At 67.8% G+C, this 14,961-nt stretch carries 14 protein-coding genes; 6 read left to right on the forward strand and 8 right to left on the reverse strand.

Annotated elements, in window-relative coordinates; genetic code table 11:
- Positions 1–51: 51 nt before the first annotated feature.
- Positions 52–1,473 (forward strand): cytochrome-c peroxidase, encoded by a 1,422-nt coding sequence (locus B7G54_RS02890; RefSeq protein WP_085037662.1) that lies wholly within the window; start codon positions 52–54, stop codon positions 1,471–1,473.
- 24 nt (positions 1,474–1,497) lie between these two features.
- On the opposite strand, the gene B7G54_RS02895 is transcribed toward B7G54_RS02890, so the two are convergent.
- From B7G54_RS02895 to B7G54_RS02915, 5 genes are all read right to left on the reverse strand, one after another.
- Positions 1,498–2,238, reverse strand: a complete 741-nt coding sequence (locus B7G54_RS02895; protein WP_085037663.1) for a class I SAM-dependent methyltransferase — start codon at positions 2,236–2,238, stop codon at positions 1,498–1,500.
- A gap of 78 nt (positions 2,239–2,316) precedes the next feature.
- Positions 2,317–3,627, reverse strand: a complete 1,311-nt coding sequence (locus tag B7G54_RS02900; protein WP_085037664.1) for an NAD(P)/FAD-dependent oxidoreductase — start codon at positions 3,625–3,627, stop codon at positions 2,317–2,319.
- Positions 3,624–4,379, reverse strand: a complete 756-nt coding sequence (locus tag B7G54_RS02905) for an amino acid ABC transporter ATP-binding protein (protein ID WP_085037665.1) — start codon at positions 4,377–4,379, stop codon at positions 3,624–3,626. The genes B7G54_RS02900 and B7G54_RS02905 overlap by 4 nt, the downstream gene beginning before the upstream one ends.
- Positions 4,376–5,032: an amino acid ABC transporter permease gene (locus B7G54_RS02910; protein WP_085037666.1), complete on the reverse strand. Its 657-nt coding sequence runs from the start codon at positions 5,030–5,032 to the stop codon at positions 4,376–4,378. The genes B7G54_RS02905 and B7G54_RS02910 overlap by 4 nt, the downstream gene beginning before the upstream one ends.
- 88 nt (positions 5,033–5,120) lie before the next feature.
- Entirely contained in the window at positions 5,121–5,897 is a 777-nt protein-coding gene (locus B7G54_RS02915) for an ABC transporter substrate-binding protein (RefSeq protein ID WP_085037667.1), read from the reverse strand.
- A gap of 160 nt (positions 5,898–6,057) precedes the next feature.
- On the opposite strand from B7G54_RS02915, the gene B7G54_RS02920 reads away from it, so the two are divergent.
- Complete coding sequence (locus B7G54_RS02920) at positions 6,058–6,849, forward strand: IclR family transcriptional regulator (protein WP_085037668.1); 792 nt, start codon at positions 6,058–6,060, stop codon at positions 6,847–6,849.
- Between the two features lie 54 nt (positions 6,850–6,903).
- Here the strand turns inward: B7G54_RS02920 and B7G54_RS02925 are convergent, their stop codons facing one another.
- A complete protein-coding gene (locus B7G54_RS02925; protein ID WP_085037669.1) occupies positions 6,904–7,356 on the reverse strand; it encodes a type VI secretion system amidase immunity protein Tai4 in 453 nt (150 codons plus the stop codon).
- A gap of 391 nt (positions 7,357–7,747) precedes the next feature.
- On the opposite strand from B7G54_RS02925, the gene B7G54_RS02935 reads away from it, so the two are divergent.
- From B7G54_RS02935 to B7G54_RS02950, 4 genes are all read left to right on the forward strand, one after another.
- A complete protein-coding gene (locus B7G54_RS02935) occupies positions 7,748–8,458 on the forward strand; it encodes a GntR family transcriptional regulator (RefSeq protein WP_085037670.1) in 711 nt (236 codons plus the stop codon).
- Positions 8,459–8,526: 68 nt separating this feature from the next.
- Entirely contained in the window at positions 8,527–9,333 is an 807-nt protein-coding gene (locus B7G54_RS02940; protein ID WP_085037671.1) for an SDR family oxidoreductase, read from the forward strand.
- Positions 9,334–9,368: 35 nt separating this feature from the next.
- Positions 9,369–10,301, forward strand: a complete 933-nt coding sequence (kce, locus tag B7G54_RS02945) for a 3,5-dioxohexanoate:acetyl-CoA acetone transferase (RefSeq protein WP_039367298.1) — start codon at positions 9,369–9,371, stop codon at positions 10,299–10,301.
- A gap of 222 nt (positions 10,302–10,523) precedes the next feature.
- Entirely contained in the window at positions 10,524–11,852 is a 1,329-nt protein-coding gene (locus B7G54_RS02950) for an MFS transporter (RefSeq protein ID WP_085037672.1), read from the forward strand.
- Between the two features lie 157 nt (positions 11,853–12,009).
- On the opposite strand, the gene B7G54_RS02955 is transcribed toward B7G54_RS02950, so the two are convergent.
- Positions 12,010–13,344 carry a chloride channel protein gene (locus B7G54_RS02955; protein ID WP_085037673.1) on the reverse strand — a complete coding sequence of 445 codons (1,335 nt, stop codon included), beginning with the start codon at positions 13,342–13,344 and terminating at the stop codon, positions 12,010–12,012.
- Between the two features lie 165 nt (positions 13,345–13,509).
- Positions 13,510–14,751, reverse strand: coding sequence for a cytosine deaminase (codA, locus tag B7G54_RS02960; RefSeq protein WP_085037674.1), 1,242 nt, complete (start codon positions 14,749–14,751; stop codon positions 13,510–13,512).
- Positions 14,752–14,961: the final 210 nt, after the last annotated feature.

The following is a 14,961-nucleotide window of genomic DNA, read 5'->3' on the forward strand; positions in this document are numbered from 1 at the left end:
GTTTCCGTTTAACGCGCCGCTTCGTGCGGCGCCCGATTTCCGACCGACAGCATGACAGCTCGCCCTGCGTTCCCGTCTCCCGACACCACCGCGAACCGCGCGCCGCGCACACGCTCCCGCCTCCTGCGCCGCGCGGCGTTCGTGATCGGCGCTGCGGTGCTCGGCTATGGCGCGTTCGCGATCGCGTTCCCCGCGCAGGTGCCGGCGGCGATCGGCACCGTCGTCGCCGACTGGACGGGCGCGAACCCGCATCCGGTCGTGCTGCGGCGGCCCGCCGCGCAGCCGCTGTCGGCGGTCGCGCAGCTCGGCCGCGCGCTGTTCGCCGATCCGTCGCTGTCGGCGTCGGGCAAGCAGTCGTGCGCGTCGTGCCACAGCCCCGACCATGCGTACGGCCCGCCGAACGCGCTCGACGTGCAGCCGGGCGGCCTCGCGATGACGCAGCAGGGCTATCGCCCGCCGCCGTCGCTGATGTACCTGTACCGCCAGCCGAACTTCAGCATCGGCCCCGATGCCGGTGAAAACGACGCCGCGCCGAGCGTCGCGCAACAGGCCGCGTCGGCGGCCGGCGTCGTGAAGGCGCAGAAGGTGGCCGGCACGTCGGCCGCACCGCAGCTCGTGCCGCAGGGCGGGATGTTCTGGGACGGCCGCGCCGATACGTTGCAGCAGCAGGCGTTCGGCCCGCTGCTGAATCCGGTCGAGATGGCGAACGCGAGCATCGACGACGTCGCGCGCAAGCTCGCGCAGTCGTCGCACCGCGCACAGCTCGAGCAACTGTTCGGCGCGAACGTGTTCGGCAGCCCGCAGCTCGCGGTGTCGGAAGCGATGTTCGCCATCGCGCGCTACCAGGTGGAGGATCCGTCGTTCCACCCGTACAACAGCAAGTACGACCGCTGGCTCGAAGGCCGTGCGCGCCTCACGCAGGCCGAGCTGCGCGGGCTGCGCCTGTTCAACGATCCGGACAAGGCGAATTGCGCGGGCTGCCACCTGTCGAAGCCCGGCACGGACGGGCTGCCGCCGATGTTGACCGATTACCAGTACGAGGCGCTCGGTGCGCCGCGCAACAAGGACCTGGCGCAGAACCGCAACCCGGCGTTCTACGATCTCGGCGTGTGCGGGCCGTTCCGCGACGACCTGAAGGACCAGACGCAGTATTGCGGGATGTTCCTCACGCCGACGCTGCGCAACGCGGCGACGCGCCAAGTGTTCTTCCACAACGGCGTGTTCCACACGCTCGACCAGGTGATGGCGTTCTACAACGAGCGCAGCATCTCGCCGCAGAAGTTCTATTCGCGCGGCGCGGACGGCAAGGTCGACGAGTACGACGACATCCCGCCGCAGTATCGCGCGAACGTCGATGTGACCGACGCGCCGTTCGATCGCAAGCCGGGCGACAAGCCGGCGATGACGGCGCAGGACATCAAGGATATCGAAGCGTTTCTCGGCACGCTGAACGACGAGCCGGTGCGGCAGTGAGCAACGGTTGACCGCCGCGTCGCGTCAGCAGCGCGCGCGGATGCAAAGGAAGGCCGGGGCCAGCGACAGCTCCGCATGGAGCCGCTCCGACACGGCCTTCATCTCCGGCAGCGGTTGCGGCTCGACGAAGCGGTCGAGCCGCCAGCCGCTTTCGGCGACCGCATTCAGGATATCGGCGAGCGGCCGCCGCCACGCTTCGACATAGGGCCTCGGCTCGCCGAAACCCGACCAGTGGAAACCGAAGCGCGACGTATCGAAGTACGTGCCGTCGCCGCGTGTGCGCTCGTCCATCCAGTCGCGCATCGGATGGGCCATCGAGAACACGAGCGTTGCCCCTGCACGCGCGACGCGCCGGAATTCGCGCAGCGTCGGCGCGAGATCGCGCACGTAGTCGAGCGCGAGCGAGCACAGCACCTTGTCGACCGACGCGTCTGGCAGCCACGCGAGCGGCGCCTCCAGGTCGCCTTCCGTGACGTCGACCGTCAGCCCCGCGCAGCGCGTTCGCGCGAGCGCGACCATCTCCGGCGTCACGTCGAACGCATGCACGGTCGCCCCCTGACGGGCGAGATGCGCGCTGCAGATGCCGGGCCCGCAGCCGGCGTCGAGTACCGTCAGCCCGTCGACGTCGCCGAGCAGCGCCATCGTCGCCGGCCATTCGTAGAGTGCGTTGTGCGCCTTCGTCGGTGCGATGTCCGCATAGCGTTGCGCGAAGCTCGCGTACGCGCGGCGGCCGGGCGGATCGTGCGGATCTTTCGGTTCGGTCATGCGGCATCCATCGGCGGAAACTGGGCATCGCGATTCTGCCCGATCGAACGACGAATGGCGACTGCCTTCGCGCTCGCGTCAGGACAGGCTGTCGAGCAACCGATACCACGCGACCCCGGCCGCGATATAGAAGCGCTGCAGCCCATGCAACGGGATCGGCCGGATCGGCGTGACCCGGAACGGCAGCGGCAATTGCGCATCGCCCGACAGATGCGCGGCCAGATGCTTGCCGAGCGTCGTCGCCATCGCGATGCCGCGGCCGTTGTAGCCGAGCGCGATCGTCACGCCCGGCGCGGGCTCGTGCACGTGCGGCAGGAAATCCGCGGTGATCGCGACGCGCCCCGCCCAGCGGTATTCGAACCGGACGCCCTTCAGTTGCGGATACAACAGCGTCGTCGCGCGTTCGAGATGGCGCCAGTCGCTCGGCGCGCGCGGGTCGGCGAACGGGCCGCGGCCGCCCATCAGCAGGCGCCCGGCCGCGTCACGGCGGAAGTACAGCAGCAGGCGCCGCGCATCCGATGCGACTTCGCCGCCGGCGAGAATGTCGCGACCAAGCGTCGGCGCGAGCGGTTCCGTCGCGACGATGAAGCTGTTCGCGGCGATCACCGACTGGCGCAAGCCGGGCCACAGCCCGTCCGTGTAGCCGTTGGTCGCGATCACGACGCGCTCGGCCGACAGCGTCGCGCCGCCCGAGGTCGCGATCCGCCAGCGGCCGTCGGCACGCGTCAACCCGACGGCGCGGGTCAAGCCGTGTACGACGGCCCCGCTCGCCTGCGCGGCGCGCACGAGGCCGCGCGTATAGCTGAGCGGCTGCACGCTGCCCGCGCGGCGATCGATCCAGCCGCCCGCATACGCTTGCGTGCCGAGCCGCCGCGCGACGTCGTCGCGGCCGAGTACGTCGACCGGCGCGCCGCGCGCGGCCCACTGCTGCGCGCGCCGGGCGACCGTGTCGAGCATCGCGGCGGTCGGCGCCGGCTGGATCCAGCCGTGGCGGCGCGCATCGCAGTCGATCGCGTGCCGCGCGACCAGGTCGAACACCGTGTCGGCCGCACCGCCGACGATGCCGGCAAGCTGCTCGCCCACCTCGTCGCCGAACCGACGCACCAGTTCGTCGGGGTCGTACTTCAACCCCGGAATCACCTGCCCGCCGTTGCGGCCCGATGCGCCCCAGCCCGGCTGCGCGCCATCGATCACGCGGACGTTCACGCCGCGTTCGGCGAGATGAAGTGCGGTCGACAAGCCGGTAAAGCCAGCGCCGACGATCGCCACGTCGCACGACACGGACGCGTCGAGCGCCGGTGTATCGGGCGCCGGCGCGGCGGTCGCTGCCCACAGCGAATCCGGCCACCGGGAGTCGGGCCGTCGGGGTGCCGCGTGCCTTGCGCTCATGTTCGATCCGGGTTGGCGGCGCCGTCCGACGCCAGCAGGCGACGCAGGAATTCCTGCGTGCGGGGATGGGTGGGCTGCGTGAGCACGTCGCGCGCCGATCCGCTTTCGCAGATCGTGCCGTCGTGCAGGAAGCACACGCGATCGGCCACCTCGCGGGCGAATGCCATTTCGTGCGTGACGACCACCATGGTCATCCCGTCGCGCGCGAGCCCGCGCATCACGCCGAGCACTTCGCCGACGAGCTCGGGGTCGAGCGCCGACGTGGGCTCGTCGAACAGGATCGCTTGCGGCTCCATCGCGAGCGCGCGTGCGATCGCGACGCGCTGCTGCTGCCCGCCCGACAGCTCGGACGGGTACGCATTCATCCGGTGCGAAAGCCCGACCTTGTCGAGCAGCGCGCGGGCCTGCTCGCGCGCTTGCGCGGCCGGCATGCGCCGCACGTGCACGGGCCCTTCCATCACGTTCTCGAGCGCCGTGCGATGCGCGAACAGGTTGAAGCGCTGGAACACCATGCCGACCCGCATTCGCAGCTCGTGGATCCGCTTCGAATGCGCGTCGACTTTCACGCCGTCGATCGTGATCGACCCTTCGTCGTAGGTCTCGAAGCCGTTGATACAGCGCAGCACGGTCGACTTTCCGGAACCGGACGGCCCGATCAGGCACACGACTTCACCCGCCTGCACGTCGAGGCTCACGCCCTTCAGCACCGCGTGCTGCTGAAACCGCTTGTGTATCGAATCGATCCGGATCATGCGCCTCTCCTCAGTGCGAGCCGCTTGCCGAGCCGGTTCACGCCGAACATCAGCGGCAAGCCGAGCGCGAGATACAGCAGCGCGACGAGCGTGTAGACGCTCATGTTCTGGAACGTCGACGACGCGATCAGCTGGCCGGCACGCGTGATCTCCGCGACCGTGATCGTCGACGCGACCGACGAATCCTTCAGCAGCATCACGAGCGTGTTGCCGTACGGCGGCAGCGCGATGCGAAACGCCTGCGGCAGCACCACGCGCCGCATGATCATCGGGCCGCGCATGCCGATCGCGTGCGCGGCTTCGATCTGGCCGCGGTCGATCGCCTCGATGCCCGCGCGGAAATTCTCGGCCTGATACGCCGAATACGCGATGCCGAGGCCGAGCACGCCGGCCTGGAACGCCGACAGCTGGATGCCGAGATCGGGCAGCACGAAGTACATGTAGAACAGCTGCACGATGATCGGCAGCCCGCGGATCACGTTGACGACCGTGCTGCCGGCCGTCGACACCACGCGGTTGCGCGACACCTTCAGCAACGCGAGAATCAGCCCGAGCACCGAGCTCAGCACGAACGCGCATGCGGTGATCTCGATCGTGACCACCGCGCCCTTCAGCAGGATCGGCAGGAAATCGATCGCGTTCTGAAAAAACATGAGGTCTCCTATGCGACGGCCTGCCGGCACGCCGCAGTGGGTGCCCGCGTCAGGCGGGCGATACCGTTCGGGAATCCCGGGCCGGCGCTCAGCTCATGTGCCACTTCTGCAGGATCTGCTGCAGCGTGCCGTCGCCCTTCATTTTCCGGATCGCGCCGTTGAGCTGCTCGAGCGTCGCCGTGTCGCCCTTGCGCACGATGAAGCACACCTGCCCCTTCACGACGCTCTGGTATTCAGGCACGAGCCGCACCTGGCGATTGACGCCGTGCTCGATCTGGTACGCGACGATCGGCTGGTCGGCGAAGCCGGCCTTGATGCGCCCGAGCGCGACGTCGCGCATGATGTCGGCGATCGAATCGTAGGTCCGGACTTCCTTGAAGATGCCCTTCTTGTTGAGCGCGTCGACGAACGCCGTGCCGACCTGCGCGCCGACCACCTGCCCCTTGAAGTCGTCCATCGACGTATAGCGGCCCGGATCGTCGGCCTTCACGATCAGGCCTTCGCCGAATGAGTAGACGGTGTCGGAGAAATCGACGACCTGCTGGCGCGCCGGCGTCTTCAGCATCGCGGCCGAGATGATGTCGATCTTCTGCGTGGTGAGCGACGGGATCAGCGCCGAGAACACGGTCTGCTGCACGTCGACGCGAAACCCGGCCGACTTCCCTGCCGCGGTAATCGCATCGACCATCATCCCCTGGATCGAATTGCTCTTGACGTCGAGAAACGTGAACGGCACGCCGGTGGCCGTCGCGCCGACCTTGAGCGTCGGCTCGGCCGCGACGGCGCCGGCCGAAGCCGCGGAAAGTGCGATACAAGTGGCGAAACCGGCGGCCAGTGCGCCGAACCGCTTGATGAACGGAACCATGGTGACTCCTTCTCGAATAATCCGGGGCGCCGGCCGGTCGCTGATCGACACTGCGACGATGGCTTGATCTTAAAACGAATCAAAAATATCGCAAATAGATTTTTGCGTATCGATATTCGATACGCTATGATGCGATATCGAATCGATTCCGCTCCTCGCCATGGAAACGTCACCCGACCAAGCAAACGATCTGCTGTTCAACCAGTCGCTCGAAAAAGGGCTGAACGTGCTGCGCGCGTTCAGCGCGAAACGGCGCACGATGACACTGGCGGAAGTGGCGGATGCCGCGGGGATGACCAAAAGCTCCGCGCAGCGGATGGTCTATACGCTCGAGAAGCTCGGCTACATCCGCAAGCATCCGGTCACGCGGCGCTACCAGCTCACCCCGCACGTGATGCGGATCGGCTTCAACTATCTCGCGGCCGACACGTTGATCGACGTCGCGAATCCGTTCCTGTCCGAGCTCACCAACCTGACCGGCGAAACCACCAACCTCACCGAGCCGGACGAGGACGACATGGTGTACGTCGCGCGTTTCGTGTCGACGAAGTTCGTGCCGATCCACATGCCGATCGGCAGCCGCATCCCGATGTACTGCACCGGCAGCGGCCGCGCGTTCCTGAGCGCGTTGCCGCCCGGCGACGCCCGCGCGCGGCTCGACGGCATGGCGCGCACGCCGCATACGCCGCGCACGGTCACGGCGCTCGACGATCTCGTCGCGCTGCTCGACAGCGCGCGGCGCGAAGGCTACGCGACCAACCAGGAAGAACTGTTCATCGGCGACATGTCGATAGCCGCGCCGGTGCTCGGCAGTCAGGGGCAGCCGGTCGCGGCCGTGCACGTGGTCGCGCCGACGAGCCGCTGGACGTTCGACGACGCGCGCCGCAAGCTCGCGCCGGCCGTGATCGACTGCGCGCGCGGCATCAGCAATTCGATCAGGACGCTTGAATAGCGTCGGCGAAACGGCACACGGCGCGCCGTTGCATGACGCAACGGCGTTCGACCGCTACTGCGGCTTCGGAGGATACTCAGTCCGGTAGGTACGGTTCGGGCGCGATACGAATTGCCTCGCTGCAGCGTCCAGCTCCTTGCCGCGATACAGATCAATGCACTTCAGGAAGTCGAACTTCACGTCCCTGACTTCCGGTTCGACAACCGGATTCCGATAGTCTCGAGCCAGATACTTCGCGACCAGCGCGTGAATGACTTCCGGCGCACGCTTCATGTCGTAGTAGGTCCAGTCGCGCAACGCGCTGATGCTGCTGCCGATGTCCTTGCTCACGCCGGGCTCGCGCTTGTAAGCGGTAGCCAGGCAGTTGGCCAGCACCATGTCCTTGAAATTCTGGATGTAAGTCCGTGAACCGGCCTCCGACGACGCCTGCACGGCGTCCTTCGCCACGGCTATCGCCGGTTGAAACACGAAGCAGGCCAACGCGGCAGCGATCCAGGCTTCCCTCATGACAGGCTCCAAGAATTTGCGCGATCGGTACGATACCGCGCGCCCGGTTCGTTGAAGTAGCAATGGTCGTAACACGTCCGCCCGTTGAACAGCGTAGCGTTATGCCGTGCGCCGACGGCGGATAGTCCACAGCTTCGCCGCTCGCAATCCGCGCGTCGACGATCGGATCAAGTCCCTTGGGTAGAAAAATCTTGCCGACTGTCACCGGCCCACCGGAAGAGGTTTCGACCAAGAAAGGCCGCCCTGGACTCACCGATGTATCACCTGCTTCGCGCCCCTCTCCTCGTTTTCCCCGATCCCGTTCGCCTTGACTCCGCCGCCCCGATCGACAAAACTTCGCACATCGCTAGTGTGATCACAGATCGCAGATCAAACCCAGGAGATCCCCGCCTTGCCGCCTCGTATCGTCCCGCCCGCACTGAAAGCCATCGAACAGGAAACGATGGCCGACAAGGTCTACCAGCAACTGCGCGAAGCGCTGATGAGCGGCCGCTTCGCGCCCGGCCAGGCGTTGAGCCTGCGCAGCGTCGCCGAGGCGGTCGGCTCGTCGACGATGCCCGTGCGCGCCGCACTCACGCGGCTGCGCGCCGAGCGCGCGCTGGTCGACGGCCCGAATCGCGCGCTTGTCGTGCCGCCGATGACGCTCGACATGCTCGACGAGCTGCGCGACGTGCGGATCGCACTCGAAGGCTGCATCGCCGAGCGTGCGTGCGGACGGATGACCGACGCGCAGATCGCGGTCGTGCGCAAGACCTGCGAGACGATGCAGGCGCACGTCGAGGCCGGCCGCTCGCGCGCCTACCTGCAAAGCAATTTCGCATTCCACAGTGCGATCTACGCGCACGGCGCAGGAGAAAGCACGCTCGCGATCGTCGAGAACCTGTGGATGCGCGTCGGCCCGTTCCTGAACATGGTCGCGCTCGACATCCCGCACATGCGGCGCTCGATGGACGCGCACCGCGCCATCGTCGACGCGCTCGAACGACGCGACGGCGCAGGCGTGCGGGCCGGCATCGCGCTCGACATCGGCGGCGCCGCACACGATCTCGCCGAGACGCTGCGGGCCGAACAGACCCCGCGGACCGTGAACGCGAAGCCGTAGCGGCCGCTTGCGACGGCCGCACGACACACGAGCGGCCGCAACGACATCAACGATGGAGACAACCCGGCATGACAGCTTCCGATCTGCTGAAACCCTATGACGGCCTGCGCGTCCTCGTGACGGGCGGCGCATCGGGCATCGGTCTTGAAATCGCGGACGCGTTCGCCGAATGCGGCGCGCACGTGCATGTATGCGACGCATCGCAAGCGGCGATTGCAGCGCTCGCCGACCGGCCGCCGCGCGCCGGGGCCGGCGCGATCAGCGCGACGCTGGCCGACGTATCCGATCCGGCCGCCGTCGAACGCGTGTTCGCCGACGTATCGGCCCGGCTCGGCGGCCTCGACGTGCTCGTCAACAACGCCGGCATCGCCGGCCCGACCGGCGCCATCGACGAGATCGACCCCGTGCAGTGGGAACAAACCGTCGCGATCAACCTGACCGCGCAATTCCAGTTCGCGCGCCGCGCGGTGCCGCTGCTGCGCGACTCGAAACACGGCGGCGCGATCATCGCGCTGTCGTCGGTCGCGGGCCGGCTCGGTTACGCGTTCCGCACGCCGTATGCGGCCACCAAATGGGCTGTCGTCGGCCTCGTGAAGAGCCTCGCGATCGAACTCGGGCCGCTCGGCATTCGCGTGAACGCGATTCAGCCAGGCATCGTGCGCGGCCCGCGGATGCGCCGCGTGATCGACGCGCGCGCGCAGCAGCTCGGCATCGGTTACGACGAAATGGAGCAGCGCTATCTCGAGAAGATCTCCCTGCGGCGCATGACCGATCCGGCCGAGATCGCCGCGACAGCACTGTTCCTGTGCTCGCCGGGCGGGCACGGGATCACGGGGCAGGCGATCTCCGTCTGCGGCAACGTCGAAGTGCTCTGACGCACCCTGCATCGTTCACCGAAAGGAATCCATCCGTGGCAAACGCTCGCAAAGTCATCATCACCTGTGCGCCGACCGGCGCGATCCATACGCCGTCGATGTCGCCGTACCTGCCCGTGACGCCGCACGAAATCGAAACCGCCGCCGTCGCGGCCGCCGAGGCCGGCGCGGCGATCCTGCACCTCCACGCGCGCAATCCGTCCGACGGCAAGCCGACCCAGGATCCGGCCGTGTTCGCCGAATTCCTGCCGCGCATCAAGGCGCAAACCGACGCGGTGATCAACCTCACGTCGGGCGGCAGTCCGCACATGACGGTCGACGAACGGCTGCAGCCCGCGCTGCATTTCCAGCCCGAGGTCGCATCGTTGAACATGGGCTCGATGAACTTCGGGCTGTACCCGATGCTCGAGCGCTTTCGGGAACTGAAGCATCCGTGGGAACGCGAACACCTCGAGAAGAGCCGCGACCTCGTGTTCAAGAACACGTTCGCCGACATCGAGACGATCCTGACGCGCTGCGGGGCGAACGGCACGCGCTTCGAATTCGAGTGCTACGACATCTCGCACCTGTACAACCTTGCGCATTTTGTCGACCGCGGGCTCGCGAAGCCGCCGTTTTTCGTGCAAAGCGTGTTCGGCCTGCTCGGCGGGATCGGCGCGCACCCGGAAGACCTGATGCACATGCGCCGCACGGCCGATCGTCTGTTCGGCAGCGATTACGTGTGGTCGATCCTCGGCGCCGGCCGCAACCAGATTCCGCTCGCGACGATCGGCGCTGCGCAAGGCGCGAACGTGCGCGTCGGGCTCGAGGATTCGCTGTGGATCGCGCCGGGCAAGCTCGCGGAATCGAGCGCCGCGCAGGTGCTGAAAATGCGGCAGGTGCTCGAAGGCCTGTCGCTGGAGATCGCGACACCGGCCGAGGCGCGCGCGATGCTCGCGCTCAAGGGCGGCGACGCGGTGAATTTCTGATCGCCGGATAGCACCCCAACACCGGAATCCGCAAGCGCAGTGACAAGGCGCCGGCCCGAGCCGGCCGGCGCCAGGACGCCCATCATCGCCCCGCTCCGTTCGAGCGCCGCCGGCGCGGCTCCGTCGTCTGCCCATCCGCTGCATGTATCGCAGCGGCATCTGCCGAACGCGGCGCACCGTGCTTGCCGTGCGCGCCGGTTCGCCCTTACCGGAGTCGTCCGCATGTCCACTCATCACGCCCAGGCCCTGTCCCCCGCCGCCGGCGACGCGAGCGCGTCGCTGAACCGGCTGCTGTTCCGCAAACTCCTGCCGCTGCTGATCGCCGCCTACGTGATCAGCTTTCTCGACCGCACCAACATCGCATTCGCCAAACATTCGATGGGGGTCGATCTCGGCATTTCATCGGCCGCGTACGGACTCGGTGCGGGGTTGTTCTTCCTGACCTACGCGCTCTTCGAGATCCCGAGCAACCTGATCATGCATCGCGTCGGCGCGCGCTTCTGGATCACGCGGATCATGATCACGTGGGGCGCACTGTCGGTCGCGATGGCGTTCGTCAGCGGCGAGACGTCGTTCTACGTGATGCGCCTGCTGCTCGGGGCCGCCGAAGCCGGCCTGTTTCCCGGCGTGATGCTGTACCTGACGTACTGGTTCGGCCGCGAGGAGCGTGCGCGCGCAACCGGCTATTTCCTGCTTGGGGTGTGCATCGCGAACATCGTCGGCGGGCCGCTGGCCGGCGCGCTGATCGAGCTCGACGGCACGCTCGGCTTCCACGGCTGGCAATGGCTGTTCGTCGTCGAAGGCATTCCGGCGATCCTGCTGGCGTTCGTCGTGTGGACCCGGCTGCCGGATCGTCCGAGCACCGCGCCGTGGCTCTCCCCGGAAACCGGCCGCGCACTCGAACGCACGCTGGCCGCCGAGCAGGATGCGGGCGTCGGCACGCACGGCAGCCATGCATTCGGCACCGTGCTGCGCGATCCGCAGATCTGGCTCGCGATCTTCGTGTACTTCTGCCACCAGTTGACCATCTACACGGTGATTTTCTTCCTGCCGGGCATCATCGGCGCGTCGGGGCGCTTCTCGCCGTTCGCGGTCGGGTTGTTGACCGCGCTGCCCTGGCTCGCCGCCGCGTGCGGCGCCGCGACGCTGCCGCGCTTCGCGCGCGAGTCGCGGCATTCGCGCCGGATGCTGTGTGCGGGGCTGTTCGTGATGGCGATCGGGATGGTCGGCGCCGCGCATGCGTCACCTGCAGCGGGACTCCTGTGTGTGTGCGTGGCCGCGTCGATGTTCTTCGTCGTGCAGTCGATCGTGTTCACGTTTCCCGCGTCTCGGCTCGCCGGCAGCGCGCTGGCCGGCGGCCTCGGACTCGTGAATACGTGCGGGTTGCTCGGCGGCTTCGTCGGGCCGACCGTCGTCGGCGCGATCGAACAGGCGACCGGCAATGCGAAGAACGGGTTGACGCTGCTTGCGGCCGCGCTCGTCATCGCGGCGTTCGCCAGCCTCGCGTTGCGGCACGGGCACGAGCGCGCCGACGTGCGGCCGCGCGGCTGAAAGACCGGCTGGAATCAAGCTGGCGGGAGGCGGCCTGACCCGCCGCATCTCGCTTCGATCGATCAGAACAGATACATCGTCGCGGCGATCGGGCGGGTGCTCGATGAGGCGATATGCGTGCCGCCACGTGGGTCGCGAATCCCGATGGACCGGCGAATCAACGCGCCACCGTCGCCGGCGTGCTCGCGGTCGCGACCTCACTCCCCCGCCGCTCCGCCACCCGCTGCGCGAACCGGTACGCGACCAGCGAGCCCGCCACCGCAAGCAGCATCGGCACGAGGGCGTCGTGATTCGCGCGCGTGAATTCGAGCAGCAGCACGACGGCCGTGATCGGCATCTGCATCGACGCGGCCAGGAACGCGGTCGCGCCGATCAGCGCACATCCGCCGATCGATGCACCCGGCCACACGAGGCTCCACAGCCCACCGAGCACGACACCGAGCAGCGCGCCGTTCGCGAGGCCCGGCGTCAGCAGCCCGCCTTCCGCGCCGGCCCGCAGGCTGCCGGCCTCGATCAGCACCTTCAGCACGAGCAGCGCAGCGGCAACACCGATCGTCAGCGAACCGTCGAAACCCAGCGATGCCGGCCCCTTGCCGTTGCCGAGCAGTTGAGGAAAGCGCATCGCGAGCACACCGATCACCGCGAAATTGACCAGCGCGAACACGGGCAGCCGCCAGTCTTTCGGCGCGTCCGCTCGCGCGCGGGTCGTGAGCCGCACGAAGCCGTACGCGGCGAAACCGAACAGCGGCCCGCAGACGATCGACCAGGCGACGAGCGGCGTGCTCAGCACGAACGCCGGCACCGTGTACTGGTGCTCGTTGCCGAGACCGATCCACGCGACGACGGCCGCGATGGCCGATGTCACGACCGCCACGACCAGCGCGCGCAGTTCGAACGTGCCGAGCAGCACTTCGAGCACGAAGATCGCGCCGCCCAGCGGCACGTTGTAGACGGCCGCAAGGCCCGCGCCGGCACCGCACGCGACCATCAGCCGGCAGTCGTCGGGCGTGAGTCGCGCCGCATGGGCGAACCGCCCGGCCAGCAGCGAACCGATCTCGCGCGGCGCGACTTCGCGGCCGAGCGGCGAGCCGAGCGCAACGGTAACGATCTGCAGCAGCGCGTGAACCGTCGTGCTGGCGAACGGCATCCGCGGATCGGCCGCACGCACCGCGCGGCGGATGCTGACGAGCGGCCGGCCATACCGGTACAGCGCCCACCAGCCGCCGCCGGCGACGATCCCGCAACCGACCAGAACCGCGAGCCGGCGCAGCGGATCGGCCGCGGTCACGCCAGTGAGGAAGCTTTCGGACCCGATCACGTGCGCGACGCCGTAGCCGTACGCGATGTGCTGGATCGCATGCAGCAACAGCGCGAGCAGCATGCCGCCGAGGCCCGCGCCGATGCCGGTCAGGACCGTGACGACGGCCAGGCGCGCGAACGGGCTGGCGGGCGGCGAAGAGGATGCGGGAGCGGACGGGAGATCGAGGCGCATGAGGTCGGCGAACGAGGATCGAAAGGACGGTGCGCAAGTTGCACGCCGTCGTCAGGACCGAATCGTAGGCCCGAGCCCATCATGAGACAAACGTATTTTTCAAATCAACTTATGTATTTTGCGAATACATGAGAGCCGGCAGGCCGTAATGGCCCGCCTTCCACGTCAATCCGGATAGGTGACGCGCTCCGGTTCGCGCCGCATGATCACCTTCCCGTGGCGCACCGACAGCGTGGCCTTCGCCTGCCGCCGCACCGCTTCGTAGTCGCTGTCCGCGTCGAGCACGACGAGATTCGCCGGACGCCCGACCGCGATGCCGTAGCCGTCGCCGAGATGCATCGCCGTCGCGCTGTGGTCGGTCACGAAGTCGAGGCAGCGCTGCAGATCCTGGTAGCCCATCATGTGGCAGATATGGAGGCCCGCATCGAGCACGCGCAGGATGTTGCCGTTGCCGAGCGGGTACCACGGATCCTTGATCGAATCCTGCCCGAAGCACACGTTGATGCCCGCGCGATCGAGTTCCGCGACGCGCGTGACGCCGCGCCGCTTCGGAAACGTGTCGAAGCGGCCCTGCAGGTGGATGCTCTCGGTCGGGCACGAGATGAAGTTCAGGCCCGCGCGCTTCAGCAAGCGGAACAGCTTCGAGCAGTACGCGTTGTCGTACGAACCCATCGCGGTCGTGTGGCTCGCCGTCACGCGCGCGCCCATCCCGCGCACGCGCGTCTCTTCCGCGAGCACTTCGAGGAAACGCGAATGCGGATCGTCGGTCTCGTCGCAATGCACGTCGACGAGGCAGCCGGTGCGCTCCGCCAGATCCATCAGGAAGCGGATCGAGCTGACGCCCTGCTCGCGCGTGTTCTCGAAATGCGGAATCCCGCCGACGACATCGGCGCCCAGTTCGATCGCCTGCTCCATCAGCGCACGGCCGCCGTCGAACGATTCGATGCCTTCCTGCGGAAACGCGACGATCTGCAGGTCGATCAGCCCGCGCGCCTCGTCCTTCACTTCCAGCATCGCCTTCAGCGCGGCAAGCGTCGGATCGGTGACGTCGACATGCGTGCGCACGTGCTGGATCCCGTGATCGCGCAGCATGCCGATCGCCGCATGCGCGCGGGTCTTCGTGTCGTCGTGCGTGATCGTCGCCTTGCGTTCGGCCCAGCGCTCGATGCCCTCGAACAGCGTGCCGCTCATGTTCCACGCGGGCTCGCCGGCCGTCAGCACCGCATCGAGGTGGATATGCGGCTCGACGAGCGGCGGAATCGCCAGGCGGCCGCCCGCGTCGACATCACCGGCGCCTGAGGACACGACCGGAGCCGACTGTGCGTCGACCCGCGCGATCGCGCCGCCGTCGATGCCGATCGTGAACAGGCCGTCGCGGCCGCGCAGGCGTACGTTGAACAGATTCATGTGGAGTCTCCCCGTGGCATCCATGAAAACGGCCGCGCTTTGCGTCGGCAGCCGTGCGATCCAGTTGACGAGTATGGGTGAAACGCGTCGATGCGCGCGCGCCCGCCTTCGAATGCGTGTGACGCCGGTCGTGCGTGTCGGCGCGAACGCCCCATTCTCCGCGCGCCGGTCGCGCCGATCAACCGCCGTGCCACGTCCTGCGCATGTTGC

Source organism: Burkholderia puraquae (genome assembly GCF_002099195.1).
GTDB classification, from domain to species: domain Bacteria; phylum Pseudomonadota; class Gammaproteobacteria; order Burkholderiales; family Burkholderiaceae; genus Burkholderia; species Burkholderia puraquae.

Bases quoted from the DNA above. Each gene is read 5' to 3' on its own strand.
- B7G54_RS02890 (WP_085037662.1), top strand. From the start codon at position 52: ATGACAGCTCGCCCTGCGTTCCCGTCTCCCGACACCACCGCGAACCGC.
- B7G54_RS02895 (WP_085037663.1), bottom strand. From the start codon at position 2,238: ATGACCGAACCGAAAGATCCGCACGATCCGCCCGGCCGCCGCGCGTAC.
- B7G54_RS02900 (WP_085037664.1), bottom strand. From the start codon at position 3,627: ATGAGCGCAAGGCACGCGGCACCCCGACGGCCCGACTCCCGGTGGCCG.
- B7G54_RS02905 (WP_085037665.1), bottom strand. From the start codon at position 4,379: ATGATCCGGATCGATTCGATACACAAGCGGTTTCAGCAGCACGCGGTG.
- B7G54_RS02910 (WP_085037666.1), bottom strand. From the start codon at position 5,032: ATGTTTTTTCAGAACGCGATCGATTTCCTGCCGATCCTGCTGAAGGGC.
- B7G54_RS02915 (WP_085037667.1), bottom strand. From the start codon at position 5,897: ATGGTTCCGTTCATCAAGCGGTTCGGCGCACTGGCCGCCGGTTTCGCC.
- B7G54_RS02920 (WP_085037668.1), top strand. From the start codon at position 6,058: ATGGAAACGTCACCCGACCAAGCAAACGATCTGCTGTTCAACCAGTCG.
- B7G54_RS02925 (WP_085037669.1), bottom strand. From the start codon at position 7,356: ATGAGGGAAGCCTGGATCGCTGCCGCGTTGGCCTGCTTCGTGTTTCAA.
- B7G54_RS02940 (WP_085037671.1), top strand. From the start codon at position 8,527: ATGACAGCTTCCGATCTGCTGAAACCCTATGACGGCCTGCGCGTCCTC.
- B7G54_RS02950 (WP_085037672.1), top strand. From the start codon at position 10,524: ATGTCCACTCATCACGCCCAGGCCCTGTCCCCCGCCGCCGGCGACGCG.
- B7G54_RS02955 (WP_085037673.1), bottom strand. From the start codon at position 13,344: ATGCGCCTCGATCTCCCGTCCGCTCCCGCATCCTCTTCGCCGCCCGCC.
- codA (WP_085037674.1), bottom strand. From the start codon at position 14,751: ATGAATCTGTTCAACGTACGCCTGCGCGGCCGCGACGGCCTGTTCACG.